At 38.9% G+C, this 19,685-nt stretch carries 17 protein-coding genes; 2 read left to right on the top strand and 15 right to left on the bottom strand.

All coding sequences use genetic code 11. The features are described from left to right. The 15 genes from Q0R88_RS19045 to Q0R88_RS18975 all read right to left on the bottom strand — a co-directional run bounded on the left by Q0R88_RS19045 (window position 1) and on the right by Q0R88_RS18975 (window position 17,652). Window positions 1–582: a putative colanic acid biosynthesis acetyltransferase gene (locus Q0R88_RS19045; protein ID WP_295719204.1), complete on the bottom strand. Its 582-nt coding sequence runs from the start codon at window positions 580–582 to the stop codon at window positions 1–3. Window positions 583–605: 23 nt separating this feature from the next. Further along, window positions 606–1,826, bottom strand: a complete 1,221-nt coding sequence (locus tag Q0R88_RS19040; RefSeq protein ID WP_295719201.1) for a glycosyltransferase — start codon at window positions 1,824–1,826, stop codon at window positions 606–608. Between the two features lie 2 nt (window positions 1,827–1,828). Continuing rightward, entirely contained in the window at window positions 1,829–2,932 is a 1,104-nt protein-coding gene (locus Q0R88_RS19035; protein WP_295719199.1) for a glycosyltransferase family 9 protein, read from the bottom strand. A gap of 58 nt (window positions 2,933–2,990) precedes the next feature. Further along, window positions 2,991–3,998: a bifunctional ADP-heptose synthase gene (locus tag Q0R88_RS19030; protein ID WP_295719197.1), complete on the bottom strand. Its 1,008-nt coding sequence runs from the start codon at window positions 3,996–3,998 to the stop codon at window positions 2,991–2,993. Between the two features lie 2 nt (window positions 3,999–4,000). Then, window positions 4,001–4,597: an SIS domain-containing protein gene (locus Q0R88_RS19025; protein WP_295719195.1), complete on the bottom strand. Its 597-nt coding sequence runs from the start codon at window positions 4,595–4,597 to the stop codon at window positions 4,001–4,003. A gap of 61 nt (window positions 4,598–4,658) precedes the next feature. Then, the gene (locus tag Q0R88_RS19020) at window positions 4,659–6,050 is read right to left on the bottom strand and encodes a hypothetical protein (RefSeq protein ID WP_295719194.1); all 1,392 of its coding nucleotides are present in this window, start codon (window positions 6,048–6,050) and stop codon (window positions 4,659–4,661) included. A 22-nt stretch (window positions 6,051–6,072) separates the two neighbouring features. After that, complete coding sequence (locus Q0R88_RS19015) at window positions 6,073–7,326, bottom strand: glycosyltransferase (RefSeq protein WP_295719191.1); 1,254 nt, start codon at window positions 7,324–7,326, stop codon at window positions 6,073–6,075. A 43-nt stretch (window positions 7,327–7,369) separates the two neighbouring features. Continuing rightward, window positions 7,370–8,479 carry a hypothetical protein gene (locus Q0R88_RS19010; RefSeq protein WP_295719189.1) on the bottom strand — a complete coding sequence of 370 codons (1,110 nt, stop codon included), beginning with the start codon at window positions 8,477–8,479 and terminating at the stop codon, window positions 7,370–7,372. Between the two features lie 28 nt (window positions 8,480–8,507). Next, a complete protein-coding gene (locus Q0R88_RS19005) occupies window positions 8,508–9,677 on the bottom strand; it encodes an acyltransferase (protein ID WP_295719187.1) in 1,170 nt (389 codons plus the stop codon). Window positions 9,678–9,842: 165 nt separating this feature from the next. Further along, entirely contained in the window at window positions 9,843–10,955 is a 1,113-nt protein-coding gene (locus Q0R88_RS19000) for a glycosyltransferase (RefSeq protein WP_295719184.1), read from the bottom strand. Window positions 10,956–11,053: 98 nt separating this feature from the next. Continuing rightward, a complete protein-coding gene (locus tag Q0R88_RS18995; protein WP_295719181.1) occupies window positions 11,054–12,187 on the bottom strand; it encodes a hypothetical protein in 1,134 nt (377 codons plus the stop codon). Between the two features lie 36 nt (window positions 12,188–12,223). Further along, window positions 12,224–13,237, bottom strand: coding sequence for a glycosyltransferase family 2 protein (locus Q0R88_RS18990; protein ID WP_295719179.1), 1,014 nt, complete (start codon window positions 13,235–13,237; stop codon window positions 12,224–12,226). Next, on the bottom strand, window positions 13,200–14,516 hold the full coding sequence (locus Q0R88_RS18985; protein WP_295719176.1) for a polysaccharide biosynthesis protein: 1,317 nt from the start codon (window positions 14,514–14,516) through the stop codon (window positions 13,200–13,202). The genes Q0R88_RS18990 and Q0R88_RS18985 overlap by 38 nt, the downstream gene beginning before the upstream one ends. Before the next feature lie 97 nt (window positions 14,517–14,613). Then, entirely contained in the window at window positions 14,614–16,944 is a 2,331-nt protein-coding gene (locus tag Q0R88_RS18980) for a polysaccharide biosynthesis tyrosine autokinase (RefSeq protein ID WP_295719175.1), read from the bottom strand. A gap of 3 nt (window positions 16,945–16,947) precedes the next feature. Beyond that, window positions 16,948–17,652 carry a polysaccharide biosynthesis/export family protein gene (locus Q0R88_RS18975; RefSeq protein WP_295719173.1) on the bottom strand — a complete coding sequence of 235 codons (705 nt, stop codon included), beginning with the start codon at window positions 17,650–17,652 and terminating at the stop codon, window positions 16,948–16,950. A gap of 957 nt (window positions 17,653–18,609) precedes the next feature. On the opposite strand from Q0R88_RS18975, the gene Q0R88_RS18970 reads away from it, so the two are divergent. Both Q0R88_RS18970 and Q0R88_RS18965 read left to right on the top strand, forming a co-directional pair. Beyond that, window positions 18,610–19,146, top strand: a complete 537-nt coding sequence (locus Q0R88_RS18970; protein ID WP_295719171.1) for a UpxY family transcription antiterminator — start codon at window positions 18,610–18,612, stop codon at window positions 19,144–19,146. 108 nt (window positions 19,147–19,254) lie between these two features. Then, complete coding sequence (locus Q0R88_RS18965) at window positions 19,255–19,677, top strand: hypothetical protein (RefSeq protein ID WP_295719169.1); 423 nt, start codon at window positions 19,255–19,257, stop codon at window positions 19,675–19,677. Window positions 19,678–19,685: the final 8 nt, after the last annotated feature.

The raw sequence follows: 19,685 nt of genomic DNA, 5'->3' as shown, positions 1-19,685 counted from the left end.
CTATGCTTCTTTTAATGGGGCTAAAAAATTGGTTCGCTTTTTAAGTGGTATTGCCGGGTGACCTCCATAAACCGTCCATGGTTCCAGGTCACGTGATGTTACGGAAGCGGCTCCTAAAACACTGCCCTCCTTACAATATACACCAGGCAGCACTACTGCCTTTGAACAGATCCATGTATAGGGGGATATAACTATTTTCTTCATGATATAGGTAAAGTCTGCCGTATTATAATCATGAGTTGCTCCGCATAAATATGAATTTTGCGATAGGATAGCGTGATGACCCAAATAAACTCCTCCGGGATTATAGATCTCAACACCGGGGCCAATGGTTACTATTTCTTCGGTTTCCAACAGCCAGGGCGCCCATATTTTACAGGAGGGATAGATAAAGTTTTTTTCTCCCAGCTTACCTCCGAATGCCCTTATTACTAAAACACGCCATTTATGCATTGGGTTGGGAGTCCATCTGCATAATATAATCCAGGTTATGTTCCAGGCAAACCTTTTTAATTTATTACCGAACGAAAATACAGGACGTAGATATCCATCCTCACTATCCGTGCTGTGGTATGAAAGCATAAGTAAATTTTTGTTTTATTTGATTAGTAGCTTAGGCTTGTTTTAAAAACCTCCTGAAAACGGCTTATAACCGTGCTTACCGCAAAATGCTTTTCATAACAACGGCGGGCGTTATATCCCATTTTTTTCTTATCTGTTGCAGATAGCTTACTCCACTCGTGCAGCAATTTGTAGGTTCCCTCATGAGTATTATCGGCAACCAAAGCTCCACCTGTTTCTTCAATTTCGCGCCAGATGTTTACCTGGTTGGATATTAAAACAGGCTTATTACAGGTTAACGCTTCAACTACGGCAATACCAAAATTTTCCTGGTGACTTGGAAGTATAAAGGCTTCACAACCATAAAATGCTCCCCATTTTGCCGCTCCTGTTAACATGCCTGGAAAATGCACCAGTTTATTTAGTAAAGCCGACGCCAATACTAATTGCTGTAATTGTGTTCCGTATATAGTATTCAGTCCCGGGCCGGCAATGATAAGTTTGGGTATAGTATTTGGTTTGCCTTCGCCAGTAAGAGCGATTTGATGCTCAACCATTTTTTGATAGGAATTAATCAATAGATCAACGCCCTTTTTTTCATTGATCCTACCTAAGAAGAGTAAATAAGGGCTGTCTTTTATATTAGGAAATTTACTGTTATAAGCCAATGTCATTGCGGTGTTGTAAGCGGGGGGCGCTTCAACCCCCAGCCCTACAACAGTCTCCATTTTAGGTTTATATGGCCAGAAAGGCTCACGTGCAAGATGAAGCTCAGTTTCGCAGGTAAAAAGTATTTCATCGGCTTTATTGATAGTGTTTTTTTCAATTAAGCCCCAATAAATAACATTTCGTAACGCTTTTATTTTACGGCCTTTAGCACGTTGAAAATAGGGGTCGAGCATCCCGTGTGGCATAGTTAACAACCTTGGTAGTTTTACCGCGGGCACAGTTTTTTTTAACCTGCCAAAGGCTTTGGTAACCGCATAACTGTGATAGAGCCAAAGACCGTGAACTATAACTACATCAAAACGCGCAATGTTTTCTATAAGCCAGGGGAGTAATTTTTTGCTGTAATACCATGCGTTTTTGGCTGGCCCTAATGCATGCTGTATATAATGCCCATTACTGTTAAAAATAACCTCGTCCAAACAAACCACTTCGTTATCAATCCCCGATTCCTGTAAACCACCGGCAATTATTCTTACTGCTTCGCAAACGCCTCCTGTTTTAGGATCCATACTGCTTATAACATGAAGTACTTTCATATTTATAAACTAATTGGTAAAACGGTGTTAACTTTTGTTTTTTTCATATCCACAATTTCCATTACCGCTTGTTTAACTTCGTTTACTGTTATTGATAGGATGCATTTTTTTTGCTGAACGGTACATATTTCCAATCCGCAACCGGCACATTCCGGTAGTTTGTAAAGTATTTTATTGTTATTTCCTCTTGGAAACCACTGGCCGGGCATATTCCGTGCGGAGTAGATACCAACACAAGGGATGCCGGCGCAGGCAGCCAGGTGTATCGGGCCGCTGTCATGACCGATAAATAATTCAGCTTTTTTTAGTAATGCGGCAGATATTCGGGGTGTGATTTTGCCACATAAGTTAATTCCATCTCTACCCCATGCTTTAAGGCACTCTTCGGCCGCATGGTCATCATCTTCGGCACCCAGGATAATTAATGTCCAATTTAATATTACTCCTGAAAGTTGCGCCAGTAATGCTTGCCAGTTATCAATACCCCAGTCATTTGCCTGGTTTTTGGTCCCTAACGATATAGCAAAAACCGGCTTTCCCTGGGCCATTACATCAATATATTTGTTTGCAGCATCAGTTTCGGTTTTTTTAAGATGGAGATCCCAATTATTAGGATCATTAAAATCAACATCGCCTAATACTTTTATTCTCCTGGCTAATCTTTTAGCTTCCCATTCGTCTATTCCCGTTTGGGGATCAATGCAGATCTCAAAGTCTTCCTTTAAGCCATCAAACCCAATAAGGTTAGTAATGCCGGCAGCCCTAAAAAACAAGCTGTCTCTAAATAGCGCTTTTTTTGAACGGGTAGGGGTAATGCTTACTACAGTATCAATTTTAAGTGCCCGTATTTGCCTGATAAGATTAAACAGTACCATGATACTTCTTGTGCCAACCGGGTAATTTATAGTACGGTTAAAAAAGTACTCAGTTCCTAAAATAGTTTCTATGGCTGCTGCTTTAGTCATTACCGGCTTATTGGTCAGCAAAGTAATATCGGCAAGGGGGAATGAATTCTTTATTTTATGGAAGCTGGGTAAAGCCATGATGGTATCACCAAGGCTGCCAAGGCGGTAAATAAGTATCCTGTTGTTTTTTGAAATACCCATACAATGTTTTTATTATTAATGCTTTAAGCTTTAAAAACTGGGGCTGATACTTAGCCGACTAAATGCTCTGATAATCCATGTCGGCTTTTTCAAGCCAATCTTCAAGCTCATTATACATTACGGGGGCGGTACCAACATGAGCAACCACGCAACCCGCGGCTGCGTTTGCCAAACGGGCGGCTTCCGCAGCATTTGCGCCGCTTGCCAATGCAGCTGTTAATGTTGCTATAACGGTATCACCAGCTCCGGATACATCAAAAACCTGGCGGGCAACTGTAGGTAAATGTTCTACTACTTCGCCGCGATGGCTTATAGCCATGCCATCGGCTCCCAGTGTTACTATCAAAATTTCGGGGTTGTAAATATCATGTATGCGTTTGCATATTTTTTCGAGCGGATATTTTTCACCGGGCGAAGGTTCTGGCAGTTCGGCAAGTTCCAGCGCTTCTGATCGGTTTGGAGTTAATAACCCAACTCCCCGGAATGAAAGACGCCTGGCTGGTTTTGGATCAACAGCTACCAGTAAATCAGGAAGTGTTTTTGCAATTTTTAATACCGAATCCATTAAAGACTGGGTGATAACGCCCTTCGCGTAATCAGATATGATCACTGCATCAACTTCTGATAAAACCTGGCTTAGCATTTTTTCAAAATTGGGGGCTGTGTCAATGCTGTAGCATTCGCGCGTATCTTCACGATCTATGCGGCAAAGCTGCTGTGAATGTACAACAACGCGTGTTTTGATAATTGTTGGAGCCTGGAAAAGTAACTCAGGCTGTACATATTTAACGTTTTTGCTTAATAATATGTCTAACAGTCGCTTGCCGGCATCATCCTGTGTGCAATGGCCCATTACATTGGTTTTTACACCCAGGTTTGTAAGGTTAAGGGCAACATTGGCAGCACCACCCGCCGTGTAGGTATCTTTTGTTACCTGCACAATTGGAACAGGCGCTTCCGGTGAGATCCGGTGGACGTTACCCCACACATAGTGATCTAGCATAAGATCACCTAATACCAATATTTTAACATTGCCAAGTTGTTTAAGTAATAAGGATAAATTCATGATCATGGGGTTAAAGTGTTCCAATCTGTGATGTCAAGTTCTTCAAGCCATTGATGCAGGATTACGGTGTGCAGTTCCTGGATGCGTGCGGTAGTATTGCTGGGAATTATAATTTCATGGTTACAAGTACCTTTTATAGCACCTCCATTTTTACCACCAAGGTAAATTGTTGTTATACCTTGCTTATGAGCCTGGTTAAAAGCCTCGATGATATTCGCGCTATTGCCGCTGGTGCTAAAGCCAACAATGACATCGCCCGGTTTGCCAAGTCCTTGTAATTGCCTTGAATAAATTTTGTCAAACCCATAATCGTTACCTATACAGGTTATCGCGGTAACATCGGCATTAAGGCATATAGAAGGCAAGCTGCGGCGTTCGGCCTTGTATCGTCCTACAAGTTCTTCAGATAGATGGAGTGCATCTGCAGCACTGCCGCCATTGCCGCAGGTGATTAACTTACCGCCGTTTAAAATGGCGTTTTTGATAGCTAAACCGGCTGCGTTTATACTGTCTTCAAGTATTTTGCTTGAATATAATACATCAATCAATTCGTTTACGGATTCTGTGTAGGACGATGCGATCATATTTTTTAATAACATATAATAGGGGTATAAATTTTGAGTGGATTATGCTGTAGATTTTATGGAGTTGCTGAGCGTGTTACTGTGTTTCCATAGTTTTCACCAGCCATAGTTTGCGGTTGGGCGTGCGTAAAGCTGCCAGTGTAATACCACCGAGTATAACATCAAAGCCCAGGGATGTTGGCTGTGCCCATTGACCCTGCATAATGGCCAAAATGCCAATGCTGCATATCATCCATGGTAAAAAGTCGTTTGAAGCAATTTTGCGGAAACTATCTATGGCCAAATTGTATACAAATGATATCCGGATTATAATTATCGAAAAGCCCATGATAATCCCCATTTCGCCTATCAAACGGCCCCATTCTCCTTCGGATATAAGATATACAGTATGATCGCCGGCGATAAGCATGCTGCCTACACTGGTGCCCATCCCCAATCCGTATCCAAAAAAAGGTTTATCGGCCGATTCAATTATTGCGCCAACCATCCCGCCTAAAAAACGGTCAACAAACACACCCGATACACCGCCCTCCGTTTCATTGGCACTGGTAAACCTATGTGTGAATACCTCCATGGGGGTAGCAAAAAAGCTTAATTGACTTAACACAGCAAAAGTTATAATGAGCACTACCACAGCCAAAACCATTTTGCCAAGGTATTTTGGGTTACGGGATATGGCTATTAATGAAAATAACAAACATGCCAGCACCAGCGATAATAAACTCCGGCTAATTGATAGGGGGATAGCTATTAATACGCCGAGCGTAGCGCCTATAAGTACAAGGCGGTTGATGCTTTTAGGAGTGAGCCAAAAATAAAATACGTAAGCGGCAGAAAAACCAAAAAATAAAGCAGTTCCGTTGGTGAAGGAAAAGGTTGCAGGTGGACGAAAGAATCCCATTGCTCCGTCAAAACCGCCGCCTTTCATATCGCCGCCAACACCTCTATTTACCCATGCAGTTTGCGGACTATAAAACTGCATGGCAATTAATATAGCCATTGGAATGGTTATCCATATGGTTGCTTTGCCTATTTTTATGACATCGTTCCTATCAAACACCCTGCCTATAACAAACATTAAAGGGAAGTGGAACATTAAAATGCGGGCTCCGTAAATGGCAACCGCAAAGTTGCCGTGGCCAAATGCCAGTGCTGTAATTATGCCCAATGCACCAATAACAATCATGCCGTTTACATATAAATTAACTGGGAGAAGATTGCGTTTCCATGCAAGTAAAACCAGCCAAAGTGCTAACGGGTCACGAACTACAAGTAAAGGTGTTGATAAACCCGGCAATACCCATTTACGTAACGCGCCTTCAAAAATTAAGAGTAAAAAGTAGGCCCAGATTCCCTGTTTAAGTAACAGGTTGGGATCTTTACGTATAATGGGTTTTGCTAAATGAAACCTTTTTGAACGATTGTTGCCCCCCAATTTCATTGCGGCAGGAATTTCAATTGTGGCCATAATTAAATATTAATGGGTTGTGTTAGCTTAAATATTCTGTGATAGAAGAAACTATCAGGTTTCCATAGTTTTCCCATGTGTAGGAGGCCGCTTTTTCGCGGGCCATTTCGCCCATTTGGGGTATCAGATCGCGGTTATCTAAAAACCATGAAATTTTTTCGGCAATAATTTCGGGCGAACGTGTGGGAATCAGAAAGCCTGTTACACCTTCTTCAATTAAATCGGCACCGCCCGTGTTTGGCGTAATTATAAGGGGTAATCCCTGGCTCATTGCTTCCTGCATAACCAGTGCCCGGCCCTCCACAATTGATGGCAGGCAAAATACATCACATGATCGCATCAGCTCCAATACCTGGGAATGTGATCTGCCCGGTTCATACGTAAAATCAGGCAGTTCATTGCGGTAAAATTCCATTGGGGCTAATAACGAACCCATTACAACCAGTTCGATATTTTTGTTATTCAGCTTTTTTATTGCCTTAAACAAATCGCCAAGGCCTTTGCGCTGCCCCATTGAACCTGCAAATAAAATGCGTAAAGGAGCGTTGCTCTTTTTAGTTATGCTTAGTACCGGTTGTTTATTCATGATATCCAATGCCGGTGATCCAAAGGGAGACATTACTGTTTTTTTGTTCGACCAATAGGGTATTGAGTCCATAACAAAACTTCCCGGCCCAACCACAACGTCGGCAAGTTCAAGCTCCTGTGTTTTACGCTCAAGCTTAGCCTCCGAGTCAAGGATGCCTCCCCCCAGTGTAACTGCCCATTGTGGCAGGCGGTCCGCTTCATAACTTAATAGTTTTTGTACTGTTTCCCAATAGGCAATTGGCAAGTCATAAATACACTTAAGTCCCAGCTTTTTTGCTTGTTTGAATGTTGCCAGCGCGCCATCTTCGTAGGCATACACGGCATCTGCTTTGCCCTTTTTTGCCAGGCTTAATAGTTGTCTTGCACAAGCCTTATCCAGATCACGGTAAACTGCATCAACAGATGCCCAGCCTTTTTCATGCTCAACACATTTGCCAAATCCTAATTTGGGCAAGGCCATACGGGCAAGTTCAAGTGCAGGCCTGGTATGTATGCAGGCCGTTGGTAGCGGGAATGATCTTCTCAGCCATTCGCTGCGGGTGCCGGCAGGTAAAAGTTTAAGCCATAATGAATTGGGTGCGGCAGCTAATGTTGTGTTAAATTGAGCAAGCATATCGGCCTTAGCCAGGCTTGCCATAACAGCACGTACATTACGATTACCGGTAGGATGAGATAAAACTATTTTCATGAAACTTTTTGAAAATAACACCGTATAAAATTGTAAATAATGATCAACTCTTTATCCAGGTATGCATGTCAAGAGCAATAGCTTCCCAACTTCTGGTTAGCCAAAACCACTGGTGTAATAGCAGCCGGCGTTTTTCGCCCTCGGTGGTTGAGATGATGTTAAGATTGTTTATCAGTTCATGAGGGCGAAATATGGCATAGCCCGGCGGTTCATCTAACAATAATGGTGCTTCGCAAATTACGGGTACGGCATGTGCTGATAGAGCTGCAAATGTGCCTGATTTACGTAAGCTATCTGCATTTTGACCTACCAAAGCTGCCTCTGCGTTTAGCATCATGGTTGAAACTTCATCGTGTTTGAGCGCGCCCATCTGTATTAAAAAACCATCCCCGAAAGTGGAAACAGAAAGATCCAGTTCCTGGGTAGCGAAATGATTGTTTTTAGGGCCTATAGCATATATCTTTTTGATCACACCTTTTTCATAAAGTTCTTTAATTAAAGGGAGGTGTTGTTGTAATGTCCATAAACGGGTATGTGCTAAACCAAAAATTATCCAGTCGCCAGGTTTTCTTGTGCTTTTTAAGCCATACTCTTTATCAAAAGGTAAAATATTTGCGCCTACCATACTTAGCCTAACTTTTTGGCTAACTGTTATAGATTCAATCTTTTGCTTTTGTTCATTAGTAACTACCGTGATGCCATCAGATAATTTGCATATTAATCGTATGGTATATTTTATAAAAACATTACGTAAACGGTGATGGGGTTTAAGATTTTTGCTGCCATCCCATGTTTCATGAAAAAATACGAATACGTGATTCTTTTCAGACTCGTTTTTGAATTTTCTCAACGCAGTTAGCAAGTTAAATGGTAAGCCCAGTTTTGAATAACTTGTTGGCGTATAATTAAGCAGCAAATCAACAGGGGCTTTGTCTTTTATGCATTGTTCAACCAATAACCACCAGTAAGCAGTTGTTAATGATAAAGGCTCGTCAACAATTTCTTCCGGGAAATATTCAACTCCTGTTTTTACCGAAGTATAATATTTGTTTAAAGCCAAAGCTGTTTTATAAGCATGGTCGCTTACTCCGCAAACTCCCGGTGGGCAAGTGGGAGCAATTATAATTAACTGCCTGTTTATGCTATTGTTCATTTAAAATTATAAATTAATTTCTTTGAGCTTAATTGGTATAAAGTATTTCAGATTCTACTTCGGGTTCAGGCAATGGTTTAGTTATTGCTGTTTTTATTTTCTTCTTTTTGATAAAGTGTTTCTCCCATAAGTGGTATGAAAAATGGGCAACTATAGATGTCAATATCATTATCAATAGCAATTCCAATAAACTTTTACCGGGGAACGGGCTTACTTTGTCCCGGATGGCAAACATTGCAAACACCAACAGGGGATGGTAAACATATATGCCGTAAGAAATTTTACCCAGGTATTGTAAGAGACGTAAACGTGTAAATGAAAATAAACTGGCATTTTTTCGCTCAATAATTGCCGCAATAATGGTGGCACTTGTGAAGTTGAGTAACGAATAACCCCATATCCATTGATAGGCAGATGGTAAATTACTTGGCCAGCCCAATGATGCCAATGAATACGCGGGTATGGTAATAACAAGCAGTAGGCCTGCTGTTACAGTGAGCGCCATGCTTGAATATACCCAGAGTGGCTTACTCAATACTTTTCTGACTTTTTCATTACACAATAGGGCGCCTAAAACAAAGGCGTCAAGATGTGAAAAAGGCAATACATAGGGTGCCAGAGCTTCTGCTTTGGCATTTCCATTAAAACCCACGAGGTATTGAATATGGTTGCAAATAACGTATGCTAATATTCTGATAACCATTGCTAACGGAATTAACCAGCAAAATACCATTGTCGCGCTTTTTTTAGGTAACAACCATAAAAAAAGCGGCCATACCAGGTAAAATTGCCATTCAAGCGATAAACTCCATAAATGGCCATAAACCATATGAAATGTGTAGCCGTTAAATAACCATCTAAAATTGAGTGTATAAGTAAGCAGCCATGGCCATTCAATATTCAGTGCCTCGGGCTTTTTTAAAAACAAATAGGATATGCCGAGTATTAAAACGTAACCGTAATAAAGAGGAAATAAACGCAATACGCGGCGTTTATAAAAATCTTTAAAAAAAGCGGTCATTCCTGTGTGCGCGTATTGTTTTTTACCTTTTAAAATTATACCGGAAATTAAAAATCCCGATAACACAAAGAAGAATTGAACGCCTATCCACCCTGCAGGAAAAAGCAGGTAATGAAAGGCAATTATTGCTAAGGCAGCCAAAGCGCGTAACGCATCAAGCTGGGGGTTGTGTTTCATGAGATGTTGCTATGGGTAACGTGAGGGGTAAAACGTTTATTTATCTATTAAACACAACATGTAATAATAACCGCGAAGATCAGGCATTGATTTTTGCCCAATTAACTACTTGCTTTAAGCCATTGTTTAAGGAGTATCCGGTTATCAATATGGTTTTGGTTTGATTCATGAAAAAAATATTTGGGGATTATCAAGGCATTCTTTCCAACGGGAAGCCATTACGCCAGGCGAGAAATTTTGCTCGTAATATTGCCTCAATCTCTTGGGGTCAAATAGATTGTTTTGTATGTTACTTACCAGTAAAGCCAAACCTATGGTTATGTTATCCTGAGTTGGCTGAACCAAAATAGCTTCTGAATTGCCTATGCAACAATCAGCAATGGCGCCAATATTGGTGGCCATAAATGGTAAACCGTAAGCCATTGATTCTAACAAAATAAGTGGCAGGCCTTCCATTTCTGTTGATGTTAAAACCAGTGCATCATATGATGCCATCAATTCGGCGCCTTCCCGTTCACCGGGGTAACCACCTAAAAACTTTACCTTTTCTTCAATATCAAGTTCTTTTGCAAGTTGTTTTAAATCAGCTTCTTTTTCGCCTTTTCCCCATAAATCGAGGGCTAAATTGCTTGAGTTTGGTAACGTGGCAAGTGCATTAAACAATAATGGCAATCCTTTATTACCAGCCAGTCTGCCAAAATAAGCCAGTTTAATTTGCCCTTTGGGTTTGCTATTCATTGTTTTTAAAACACCCTCAACAGGTGGTTGCGGAAAGCATGGGAGCCAGTTTACATCGGTAGGATTATCAAGAGTGGCTTTCCAGTAATTAAGCATTGAAGGTGCCTGAACGGCAATGCCGTTGAATTTTTTACGGCTCTCGTTCCAGATCATTTCTTCCTTTGATCTGTTGGCTATAAAATCCTGGGCTATTTTGAAACAATTGCCGGGTAAAAAACCGGATATAAAATTGGCTGAGTTTGATAATCCAATGCTTACAAAAATATCGGGATGGAAGAACTTAGCAGATAAACCCGCAGAAATTAATGACAGGTATTTTTTGATTTTTTGAAATGCTCCAGAAACCTTGTGCTCAATACATCCTATCAAAATATCCTGTCCAAAAGGCTGCTCTTTAATGGTTCTATCTGTTAAATTAATAATCTTAACATCATATCCTTCTTGTTTAATAAAATCAAATAACTCGTGATAGGCGGTTTGGGCACCTCCCAGACCATCTGTATGGCCAATTAGTAATATCTTTTTTCTGTAGGGAGTCATATCGAATAGTGTTTGAGCAATTAGGTTGACAAATTTTGCACATGGCTTACCCAGGTAGCACGTTAATCAGGAAGCTATTTTTGATTGTATTTGGAGCCTTATTTTGCGTACGCGATGACCGCAGCTTTGAGGTTAGATTTAGGCTTTAAAACTTTTTTTGCTTTGTAAGCATTTACAACAGCACCGGGCGAAGATGCCTGGTAAATACCAAGTTTTGGCATTTCGTGTTCAATGTAGGTTTTATCGTTTGCTGAAATTATAACCGGAATTCCCCTTTCCATCCAGGTTATTGCCGATCCGCTTTTATCTATGCCATCAACCGGACTTGTTACTACGCCTATATCTACAAGCTGCATGCAATGATTAATCATGCCAGGCGATAGGGCGCCTGTTTGCCAATAAGTTACGTTACGCATATTTTGTGCCATATCGCCTACATTTTGGCCCCGACTATGACCGATTGCCAAAATGCCGAGATTTAAACCTGCAGATTGCGCTGCTATGCTTGCTGTGTTCAGCAACTTATCTAAACCGGGGCAGTTATAAGTTGTGCCAAAAAAGCCTAATACAAGCCATTTTTGAGGGGGGGATATTAAATTGGAAAGATTAGCAGACTTAGTCAGGTTTTCCCAATCACTATCACTGCCAAACTCATTTGTGGGGATGTTTCCAAATATTGGAACCACCGTTGCGTTGATCCCTATTGTTTTTAAGAAAAGTAGATAAGGCTTTATACTTGTAAAAATTGTTTCGGGATTTAAAACAGTAATGAGTGTTTTCAAAAACAGTTTTTGTAAGTTGCCAAGCACTTTTTCTTTAAAACCCGCGTTTACTGCCATGCCACACCAAAGCTCATGAAGCATTATTTGTAACCGGGTACTGCCAATCGCTTTGCGAAGGTTAAGTAAAATATCTAACGGAAGCCCGTATTTATGAAATCCAAAACCAACATATTGTAAGCTTATAACATCGGGCTTAAAAAGATTTACCTGCTTGCTTAAATAGTTGTAACGATCAACAGTATTTAACGATGCAGGCAGGCGAAATACCTGGAGTTCTATATTGTCAAATACTTGTACATCTGTTTCAATAACACTGGTATAACTATCCTTCAATGCAATAGCATTTACCTGGTGCCCGGTCTTGATAAGTTCACATGCCAGCCGGCGTACATAATCGCCAACACCATCACTGCCGATTTGCAAAGAGCTACATATAAAAGTGATTTTCATTTAGTTTGTTGCTTGTTTCCAGAAAGGCTATCCACATTAAGTTAAATTGTAAAGCACACTCCTTTTAAACTTGGTGAAAAAATGACGGGATATTAAAAGCCCGGGGTTTTTTATCATTAATGCGAAGTAACTTGATAGCCTGCTTTTTAACTTTTTATGTGCGTTTTCATATTCCCAGTTACTGATATGTTTTTCTGGAAGCAATTGATAGTTTAGGCCTCTTAACAGTTGTTTCCGGTTAGTTTTAAACATCGGGTTTTTAAGCAGTAACATATAGTGATCTATAAGTTCATCTGCCTTACTATCCCTGATTACCAGTGTTTTTGAATTTTCATGATATCTGAAGTGAACCAGTATATCATCGATGTACATTACTTCATTAAACTGCAAGAAGTAACTTGAGAAAAATATCCTGTCGAAATAGTAGGATGAACTTTCGGAGAATTTACCCGTAGCTTTTATATTATCCAGATCGCACCATATCCCCGGTTGGTGAAATGTGTCTTTTAGCGATAAAAACTTGTCTATTGACAGATCTTTATTTTTTATAATATCCTTAAAGTCAGGATTGTCATCGTAAAAATTAAATACGCTACCTGCCACTGTACGACCTTTTACAAAAGCACCGGCAATGTTTACCAATGCTTTTGGCGATAGGTAATCATCACTGTTTATCCAGTTAAAAATATCACCGGTACATTTTTCAATTCCCTTATTAATAGCGTTGGCCTGGCCTTTATCTTTTTCGCTTACCCAAAAAGTTATCCAGCGTTCATATTTTTTAATGATCTGTACCGTATCATCAGTACTGCCGCCATCGATGATGATATATTCCAGGTTGGGATAGTTTTGTAACAGGATGGAGCGGATGGTTTCTTCAATGTAATTACCCTGGTTATAGCTTGGGGTAACTATGGATATTTTGGGCCAATGCTGTTTTGAATCGTAATTATTTAAAACTACCTCTTCATCCCATGGCCATCCTTTTTTGGATGTAATTTGTGGCAATTGGCTAAGTAGCGACATCTCCTTCATTTGATATTTTAACATTTTTAATCATTATGATGCTATAAGCCATGTGCATAATCACCTCAAACGAGGCTACATAAATATTTAGTAGCAAAATTCCGTGCAGCGTTGAAATGTCAATTAACGATGCGGATACAGCTATGGCAGATATGCTAAGTGGAATAAGAATGATAGGTTTTATAGCCCAGCCACGATGAGTATAAAGGGAAAAGGATGACCCGGCGATTAAGCCAAGGCAACTACCGCCTATGTTTAATACAACCTCTTTTTTAAGATTTATATATGCTGGCCCTAATACCCATAATATTTGAGTAGAGAATTGCCAAACCATAATAATTAATATGGCCATGAGTGCAAACAATATTACCTGTATTTTAAGGTAATTACTTAGCAATACTTTCCTGTTATTGGGTAAGCGCGCAAAGCGGGGAGATATGAGTGTAGAAAAAAGAACATTAAAAATGCCTAATACCATAACTAACCTTCCCAAAGCACCTACCTGCGCAACTGAGGTGGTTGACCCGAAAATTGAGATGAGCCAGATAGTGATTTGCCCGGAAGCACAGTAATATATAGCACCCGGTAAAATGCGTTTAACAAATTCCAATATATCTTTCCTGATAGCAGGATCTGGCTGTTGTTTAAAATTGGCGTAATTAAATGATGTTTTTCTTAACTGCAGGTTTGCCCAAATTTGCGGTAAACCCGAGGCAAGTACAGCTAAATATGCCCAGGGAAAGGTAAATATAGTGAGGCCAATAAGTACTAATCTTAACGCGTTTGTACCAACCTGTATTTTTTGAAGCGGTGCAATATCCTGTTTTAGTTTTGGCGCCACCTCCAGCAAAGTACCAGACAACGATGTGAAAAATGCAGGTATAAGAGATAGGGTGATTAATATAGCCATTAACCAACTTGCGCCATGATGCAGTAGCAGATACAGCAAGATTGGTATGGCTACGATAAGACTGCCAATGGCAAACTTTTTTCTGAGATCTAAACCGGTAGCTATAACCAAACCAAGTTTTTCGCGATCTTTCCAGATTTTGCCACCCTGAGACATAACACCGGTTGAAATACCCCCATCTGCCAAAAGTATCATGGTGCCCAACATGGTGTTAGCTAATGTGTATAGCGCATATTCTTTTGTGGGCAATAACCTGATAACTATAATGGCGCTTAAAAATCCAATCAATTGCACAATTAACTGGGCCGAACCTGTTATGGTGATCAACTTTCCCCATTCAAGCGCCTTTGTGTATTTGGATGTAGCCGGTATATTTTGAGTAATAGTTTTCATGATATTTATCCAAAGTGAATTTGGATATTTTAAGTTGGGATTGAGATTTGATAAAGCAGAACTTGGTAAAGCCCTGCTTACTTAAAAGCTATGATTACTAAGCTCTTTGCTTTTTTAACTTTCTGTTTGAATAATAGCTATTGTCGTACTTGTAACCATAGCCGTATTTGGCTCTTTGGATACCGTTGAACACTATATTTAAGTTTGGAAGCTTGTTTTCTTTAACTATTTGTTTGATGAACTTTAACTCAGATTTATCAGTATACCCTTGTTTTACAAGGTAAAGCGTAACATCACATACCCTTGATAGCAGCATAGCATCAGTAACTAAATGCAGTGGAGGGGTATCAATCAAAATGTCGTCATAATCGGTACGAAGCTTGTTTATCAATTGATCAAGAACAAAGCTGTCAAGCAATTCTGAAGGATTTTCAGGTATAGTACCGGCACCAATAATAGTTAGGTTGGGGTAGATGCCAGAGGGCTGGGTAATTTCATCCAGTGACACTTCATTGTTTAAATAATTGCTTAAGCCAGGATAATCAGCATGGAGATTAAAAATGCTGGATATTTTAGGCCGGCGCATATCAAGTTCCAGAATTATTACCTTACGGCTTGTGGCGGCAAGGGCTGCACCCATATTACTGGTTACAAAACTTTTGCCTTCGCCGGCCACGCTTGATGTAAACATGGTAACCCGCCCAATTTGGGTGCCTGGATGTAACATTTGGAGGTTGGTACGTAGTGACCTGAATTGCTCGCCGATGGCAAAAGCATTTTTTTCAAGTACCAAAATTGTATTTTTGCCTCTTTCCTGGTTTAACTCACAAATAACGGAAGCATTGGTTATTTTCTCAATTTCGGCACGGGTAACTACTTTGTTTTTTATGAGATCGCGCCCGTATATGCAGGAAGCCGGGATACCCAAGCCCAACAGAAAAGCAAGTACATAAGGAACTTGTTTTTTTGATTTTGGCGATACGTAGTAGGGATCCTCAATGGTGTGAATGCCGGTAAGCGTGGATGCGTAGCTTAATGAAACTTCCTCTTTTTTCTGCAATAAATAAACGTACAGATTTTCTTTTATGCTTTGCTGACGTTTAATGCTTATGTACTGTCTTTCCTGCCCCGGAATATTTTTGATAGAGGCTTCGAATCCCGAATTATTATTTTTTAATTCCCGCTGTACCGAAACAAGAGAGGATTTTATTCCGTTTATAGTTTCCTTAACCGCAATTTTTGTAGCCCTTATTTGTCTGTTTAATGGCTCAAATATTGGGTTTTGCTCGGGTGTGGTGGCTAATAACCTATCGCGTTGTAACTGTAACTTTGATAATTGATCAACAAGGCTTATCAATCCAGGGTCTGAAATACCAAGTGTTGCAGGCACATTTTCGGCATTACTATTTGAATTTACATAACGTTCAATCCCTTCAATAACATTAAGCTGAACATTAACATCATTTAAACGCGTATCGTTTGTTTGAACATTATCCAGGTAAAATTTAGATTTTGAAGATATATCCGTTAAACCAATGCTACTTTTAAAACCCTCAACATCCTTTTCAACATTATTCAACTCGCCGGTTAATGATGATAGCCTATCATCAATAAATCTGAGCGTGCTTTGTGTAACCTTGTTTTTATCTTCGATGCTTGAGATTTTATACGCTTTGATAAGCTGGGTTAAAAATTCTTTTCCTCTTTCAGGAACTTCATCTTCTAATTCCATTTCAATAATCGGTGCATCTTTATTTAAGGTGACTAAAACAGTACTCTGATATAGCGTTACAATATCTTCTGGATTTTGAATGTTTATATTAATTGTTTTGCCTATATAATTATTGAAATTACTTGTTTTAGTAAGTGTCCATTTGCCAAGGCTGTTGTTTAACGGCGTATTAAATGAGTATGCTGGTGATTCGCTGTTTTCTGTTTTTAAATAAAATGTATTGGCATCTTTAATATAAACTGCAAATGATTGATCTTTTAAGCGGCCTGAAGGTTTGATCAGGTTAAAGGTGATAGGTGTAGTGGCATAAATATCTTTACTGCTGTAAGCCGCTGTTTCCTTATAGTTTACCCATAACTGAAGATCATTAACAACCTGGCGGATAAGTGGCCTTGATTTGATCATCTCAAGTTCACTTTCAATATCTTTTGATTGTCCCGCTATATCAATTTCGGCAAGGGCTTCTTTTGCGTTATCGGCCTTTTTTTCATCCTTTACAGCAAGTTTTGCCCTGATATCATATACTGGCTTTGTGTTTTTAACGCAGTAATAAGCAATGCCCAAAGCAATTGCTAAACTAACAACAAAAAATGGCCAGCTATTTAAATACTTGGCAAGTAGTCCACGTACATCTTTTGATGTGGTTTCTTCATTGTTTTCAAAGGCCGTGGTGAGGAACAGGTTCTCGTTTTTCATACCTTAATTTTTTATTACGCTTGTAAGCACAATTGTTAACACCGAAAGGGCAGAAAGTATTAAACTCACAGTGCGGTAACTTCTGTCACCCGAGTTAGATTTGGTCTTGTCTGGCTGAACGTAAATCACATCATTGTTTTTTAGATAATAGTATGGTGATTTAAACAGGCTGGCCGAGGTAAGATCAATGTTTACATATTCGCGCTTGCCGTTAAGTTCACGTATGAGGAGTACGTTGTTGCGTAAACCCGTAATATTAAGATCTCCGGCTAAGCCAAGCGCTTCAGTTATTGTTACGCGCTCATTTTGAATTTTGAAAACATCCGGCCTTGCAACATCACCTATTACCGATATTTTGAAATTTAATAACCGTACGTTTACTGATGGTTCCTTTAAATAGGTAGTAAGTTTTTTTTGTATTTGCTGCCTTATCACATTTGTTGTAAAGCCGGCTACCTTGATGCTACCAACAAGCGGTAACTGGATATTACCATCCAAATCAACAAGGTAACCGGTTTCCTTATTGCTTTCGTCTTTCCAGGCTTCTGGATTTAAGCTGCTAACGCTTATGCCTAAAATATCTTCGGTCTGTATAGTAAGCGGTGAAAAGTTATCGATGTTGTCGTTTAAATTGCTTGACCTTTTTAAATCCTGGAAGTAGGGGATGTTTTTATAGGAGTTACAGGACGATAGGATAATAAATACCATAATTAAAATTATTGGCGATTGGACTTTGAAATATATTTTCATATCAAAATATGGGTTATCATGTATATAAATATCCCCAGATAATTGGAACTAATTATCCGTATTAGAATTGGGGAAGGGTTAAACTGAAAATTGGAGATTTAATTGAAGGTTTTAAGGCTGTTATAAAGCTTCGCCATTTCACTTACAGTGATTGCTTTTTTTGTAATTAAAGTATACTTAGTGTTGTTTAATGGTAATAGAACTAAGTATTTTGTTATTAATTTTTATAAAAGTATGTCAATTATTGCGCTTTTGATAATTGAATGTTCAAACTGATACAAAGTGTGAAAATTTGTATCACAGATTCATATACGGTTGTGATGATGTGCGAAATTCAGGTTTAGTAACCTGAATTTTATAAGGTAAAATCTCTCTTTTGATTTTAAAATGCTTTGTTTTAAGCTTAGATGGGGGTTTTAATTGTAAATCGCCGGATGATAGGCTTTTCCCTTTAATGTGCATACAGTTATTTTTACGCCTGGTAAAAAAAACGAAGCATTGGTATCAACAGTAGCTAGAGAGGTTATATCAAGTGATTTAACAGACTTCAAAAAAGGGAGAGCACTATTCATGTATTAATTGATCGTATACATCAATTTCGGGTTTATATATCATGAATGCCGATATGCTTAAATCTACAACTACGAATAATATTTGATGATAGCGTGCAATATTGCTATCGGCTAAGTTAAAAATGAATGATTTTAAATATGTTTATATATTGTTATGGATGATTTGAACAATATAATAGTATTTTAATTATAAATAAGCTGAATTTTGGTTATTTTTGTGTTTTTAATATAATATTACGGATTTAGTTTGTTTTTAAATTTTATTCCTATAAGTTATAAATAAGTTGAGCAATAAAATTTAATTGGTACGATAATTTATATTGATATTATAAATAACCTAGCCGTGGAAAAAGAACCAATAAAATTAAAAGATTCCTCAAAAAAACAATGGATGGTGGTGTATACCCGATCCAGGTTTGAGAAGAAGATAGATAAAAACCTAAAAGAGCAAAATGTTACCTCTTTTTGCCCGGTGGTGAAATCTCAGAATAAATGGGCAGATCGCGTGAAAACGGTTGAAACCCCCCTTTTTTCTTCCTATTTATTTGTTAAAATAAACCCTCTTGAATTTACCAAAGTAAGAGGCGTTGCAGGTGTTATAAACTTTGTAAACCATTGCGGTAAACCCGTGATTATAAGTGACTCAGAGATAGAAAGAATTGAGTTAATTCTCTCGAAATATTCGGACGTTGAGTTAGTGAACCTGAACAACTTAAGTGTTGGCGACAGGGTTAAAATAAAAAACGGCGTACTCTTAAATGTAGAAGGTATAGTGAATAGAATAATGGGTAAACTGGTATTGATGACCATTGAGCCGTTGGAGTGTGCCTTAGTAATTAAAGTTGGGCTTGACCAGATAGCTTTAAAAGAAGTTGAATGATTGTATTTTGTAGGTAATTTTAAATTATTGATATTAAGTAATTTGTATTTTTTATCAGTGTGTAATTTAATAATAAACAATATTGGCATTTAAAACCACTACTTAGCGATGGAACTACATCATGGGCAAATAATTGAGAAAGTAATAAGGCGGGAGGGGTATAGTATTAGTGAGGTGGCAAGGTTTACAAAGGTTAACCGGCGGTCTGTTTATTACTGGTTTAATCAGCAGTTTTTGAAAGCAGAGATTATATACAAGATAGGCATGTGTTTAAAGCATGATTTTTCGGTGGAATTCCCTCATTTATTCAAAAGTGATGATTTTAAAAAGATGTCTGCCGAAGTAAAATTTGTGAATGCAGGCAGTGAGGTAATTAACGAGCCACAAGGCTCTGCCTACTGGAAGGATAAATATCTGGAGCTTTTAGAAAACTATAATGAACTTTTAATTAGGAATGCAGAAGAGCATAAAACTGAAAAGGAAAATATTCTTCGTATGGTTTTACCGGATACAAATTTAAAATCTAAATAAAAATAGTA

Origin of the sequence: Mucilaginibacter sp., from assembly GCF_025362475.1 — a bacterium.
Taxonomy (GTDB): domain Bacteria; phylum Bacteroidota; class Bacteroidia; order Sphingobacteriales; family Sphingobacteriaceae; genus Mucilaginibacter.
Note: the sequence above shows the minus strand (reverse complement) of the source record. Positions and strands in the feature narration are given on the sequence as shown.

What these genes read in the sequence shown, in the direction of transcription:
- Q0R88_RS18990 (WP_295719179.1), bottom strand. Translation starts at nt 13,237, where the DNA reads ATGTTAAAATATCAAATGAAGGAGATGTCGCTACTTAGCCAATTGCCA.
- Q0R88_RS19010 (WP_295719189.1), bottom strand. Translation starts at nt 8,479, where the DNA reads ATGAACAATAGCATAAACAGGCAGTTAATTATAATTGCTCCCACTTGC.
- Q0R88_RS19025 (WP_295719195.1), bottom strand. Translation starts at nt 4,597, where the DNA reads ATGTTATTAAAAAATATGATCGCATCGTCCTACACAGAATCCGTAAAC.
- Q0R88_RS19020 (WP_295719194.1), bottom strand. Translation starts at nt 6,050, where the DNA reads ATGGCCACAATTGAAATTCCTGCCGCAATGAAATTGGGGGGCAACAAT.
- Q0R88_RS19015 (WP_295719191.1), bottom strand. Translation starts at nt 7,326, where the DNA reads ATGAAAATAGTTTTATCTCATCCTACCGGTAATCGTAATGTACGTGCT.
- Q0R88_RS18985 (WP_295719176.1), bottom strand. Translation starts at nt 14,516, where the DNA reads ATGAAAACTATTACTCAAAATATACCGGCTACATCCAAATACACAAAG.
- Q0R88_RS19035 (WP_295719199.1), bottom strand. Translation starts at nt 2,932, where the DNA reads ATGGGTATTTCAAAAAACAACAGGATACTTATTTACCGCCTTGGCAGC.
- Q0R88_RS19045 (WP_295719204.1), bottom strand. Translation starts at nt 582, where the DNA reads ATGCTTTCATACCACAGCACGGATAGTGAGGATGGATATCTACGTCCT.
- Q0R88_RS19030 (WP_295719197.1), bottom strand. Translation starts at nt 3,998, where the DNA reads ATGAATTTATCCTTATTACTTAAACAACTTGGCAATGTTAAAATATTG.
- Q0R88_RS18995 (WP_295719181.1), bottom strand. Translation starts at nt 12,187, where the DNA reads ATGAAAATCACTTTTATATGTAGCTCTTTGCAAATCGGCAGTGATGGT.
- Q0R88_RS19040 (WP_295719201.1), bottom strand. Translation starts at nt 1,826, where the DNA reads ATGAAAGTACTTCATGTTATAAGCAGTATGGATCCTAAAACAGGAGGC.
- Q0R88_RS18975 (WP_295719173.1), bottom strand. Translation starts at nt 17,652, where the DNA reads ATGGTATTTATTATCCTATCGTCCTGTAACTCCTATAAAAACATCCCC.
- Q0R88_RS18965 (WP_295719169.1), top strand. Translation starts at nt 19,255, where the DNA reads ATGGAACTACATCATGGGCAAATAATTGAGAAAGTAATAAGGCGGGAG.
- Q0R88_RS18980 (WP_295719175.1), bottom strand. Translation starts at nt 16,944, where the DNA reads ATGAAAAACGAGAACCTGTTCCTCACCACGGCCTTTGAAAACAATGAA.
- Q0R88_RS19005 (WP_295719187.1), bottom strand. Translation starts at nt 9,677, where the DNA reads ATGAAACACAACCCCCAGCTTGATGCGTTACGCGCTTTGGCTGCCTTA.
- Q0R88_RS19000 (WP_295719184.1), bottom strand. Translation starts at nt 10,955, where the DNA reads ATGACTCCCTACAGAAAAAAGATATTACTAATTGGCCATACAGATGGT.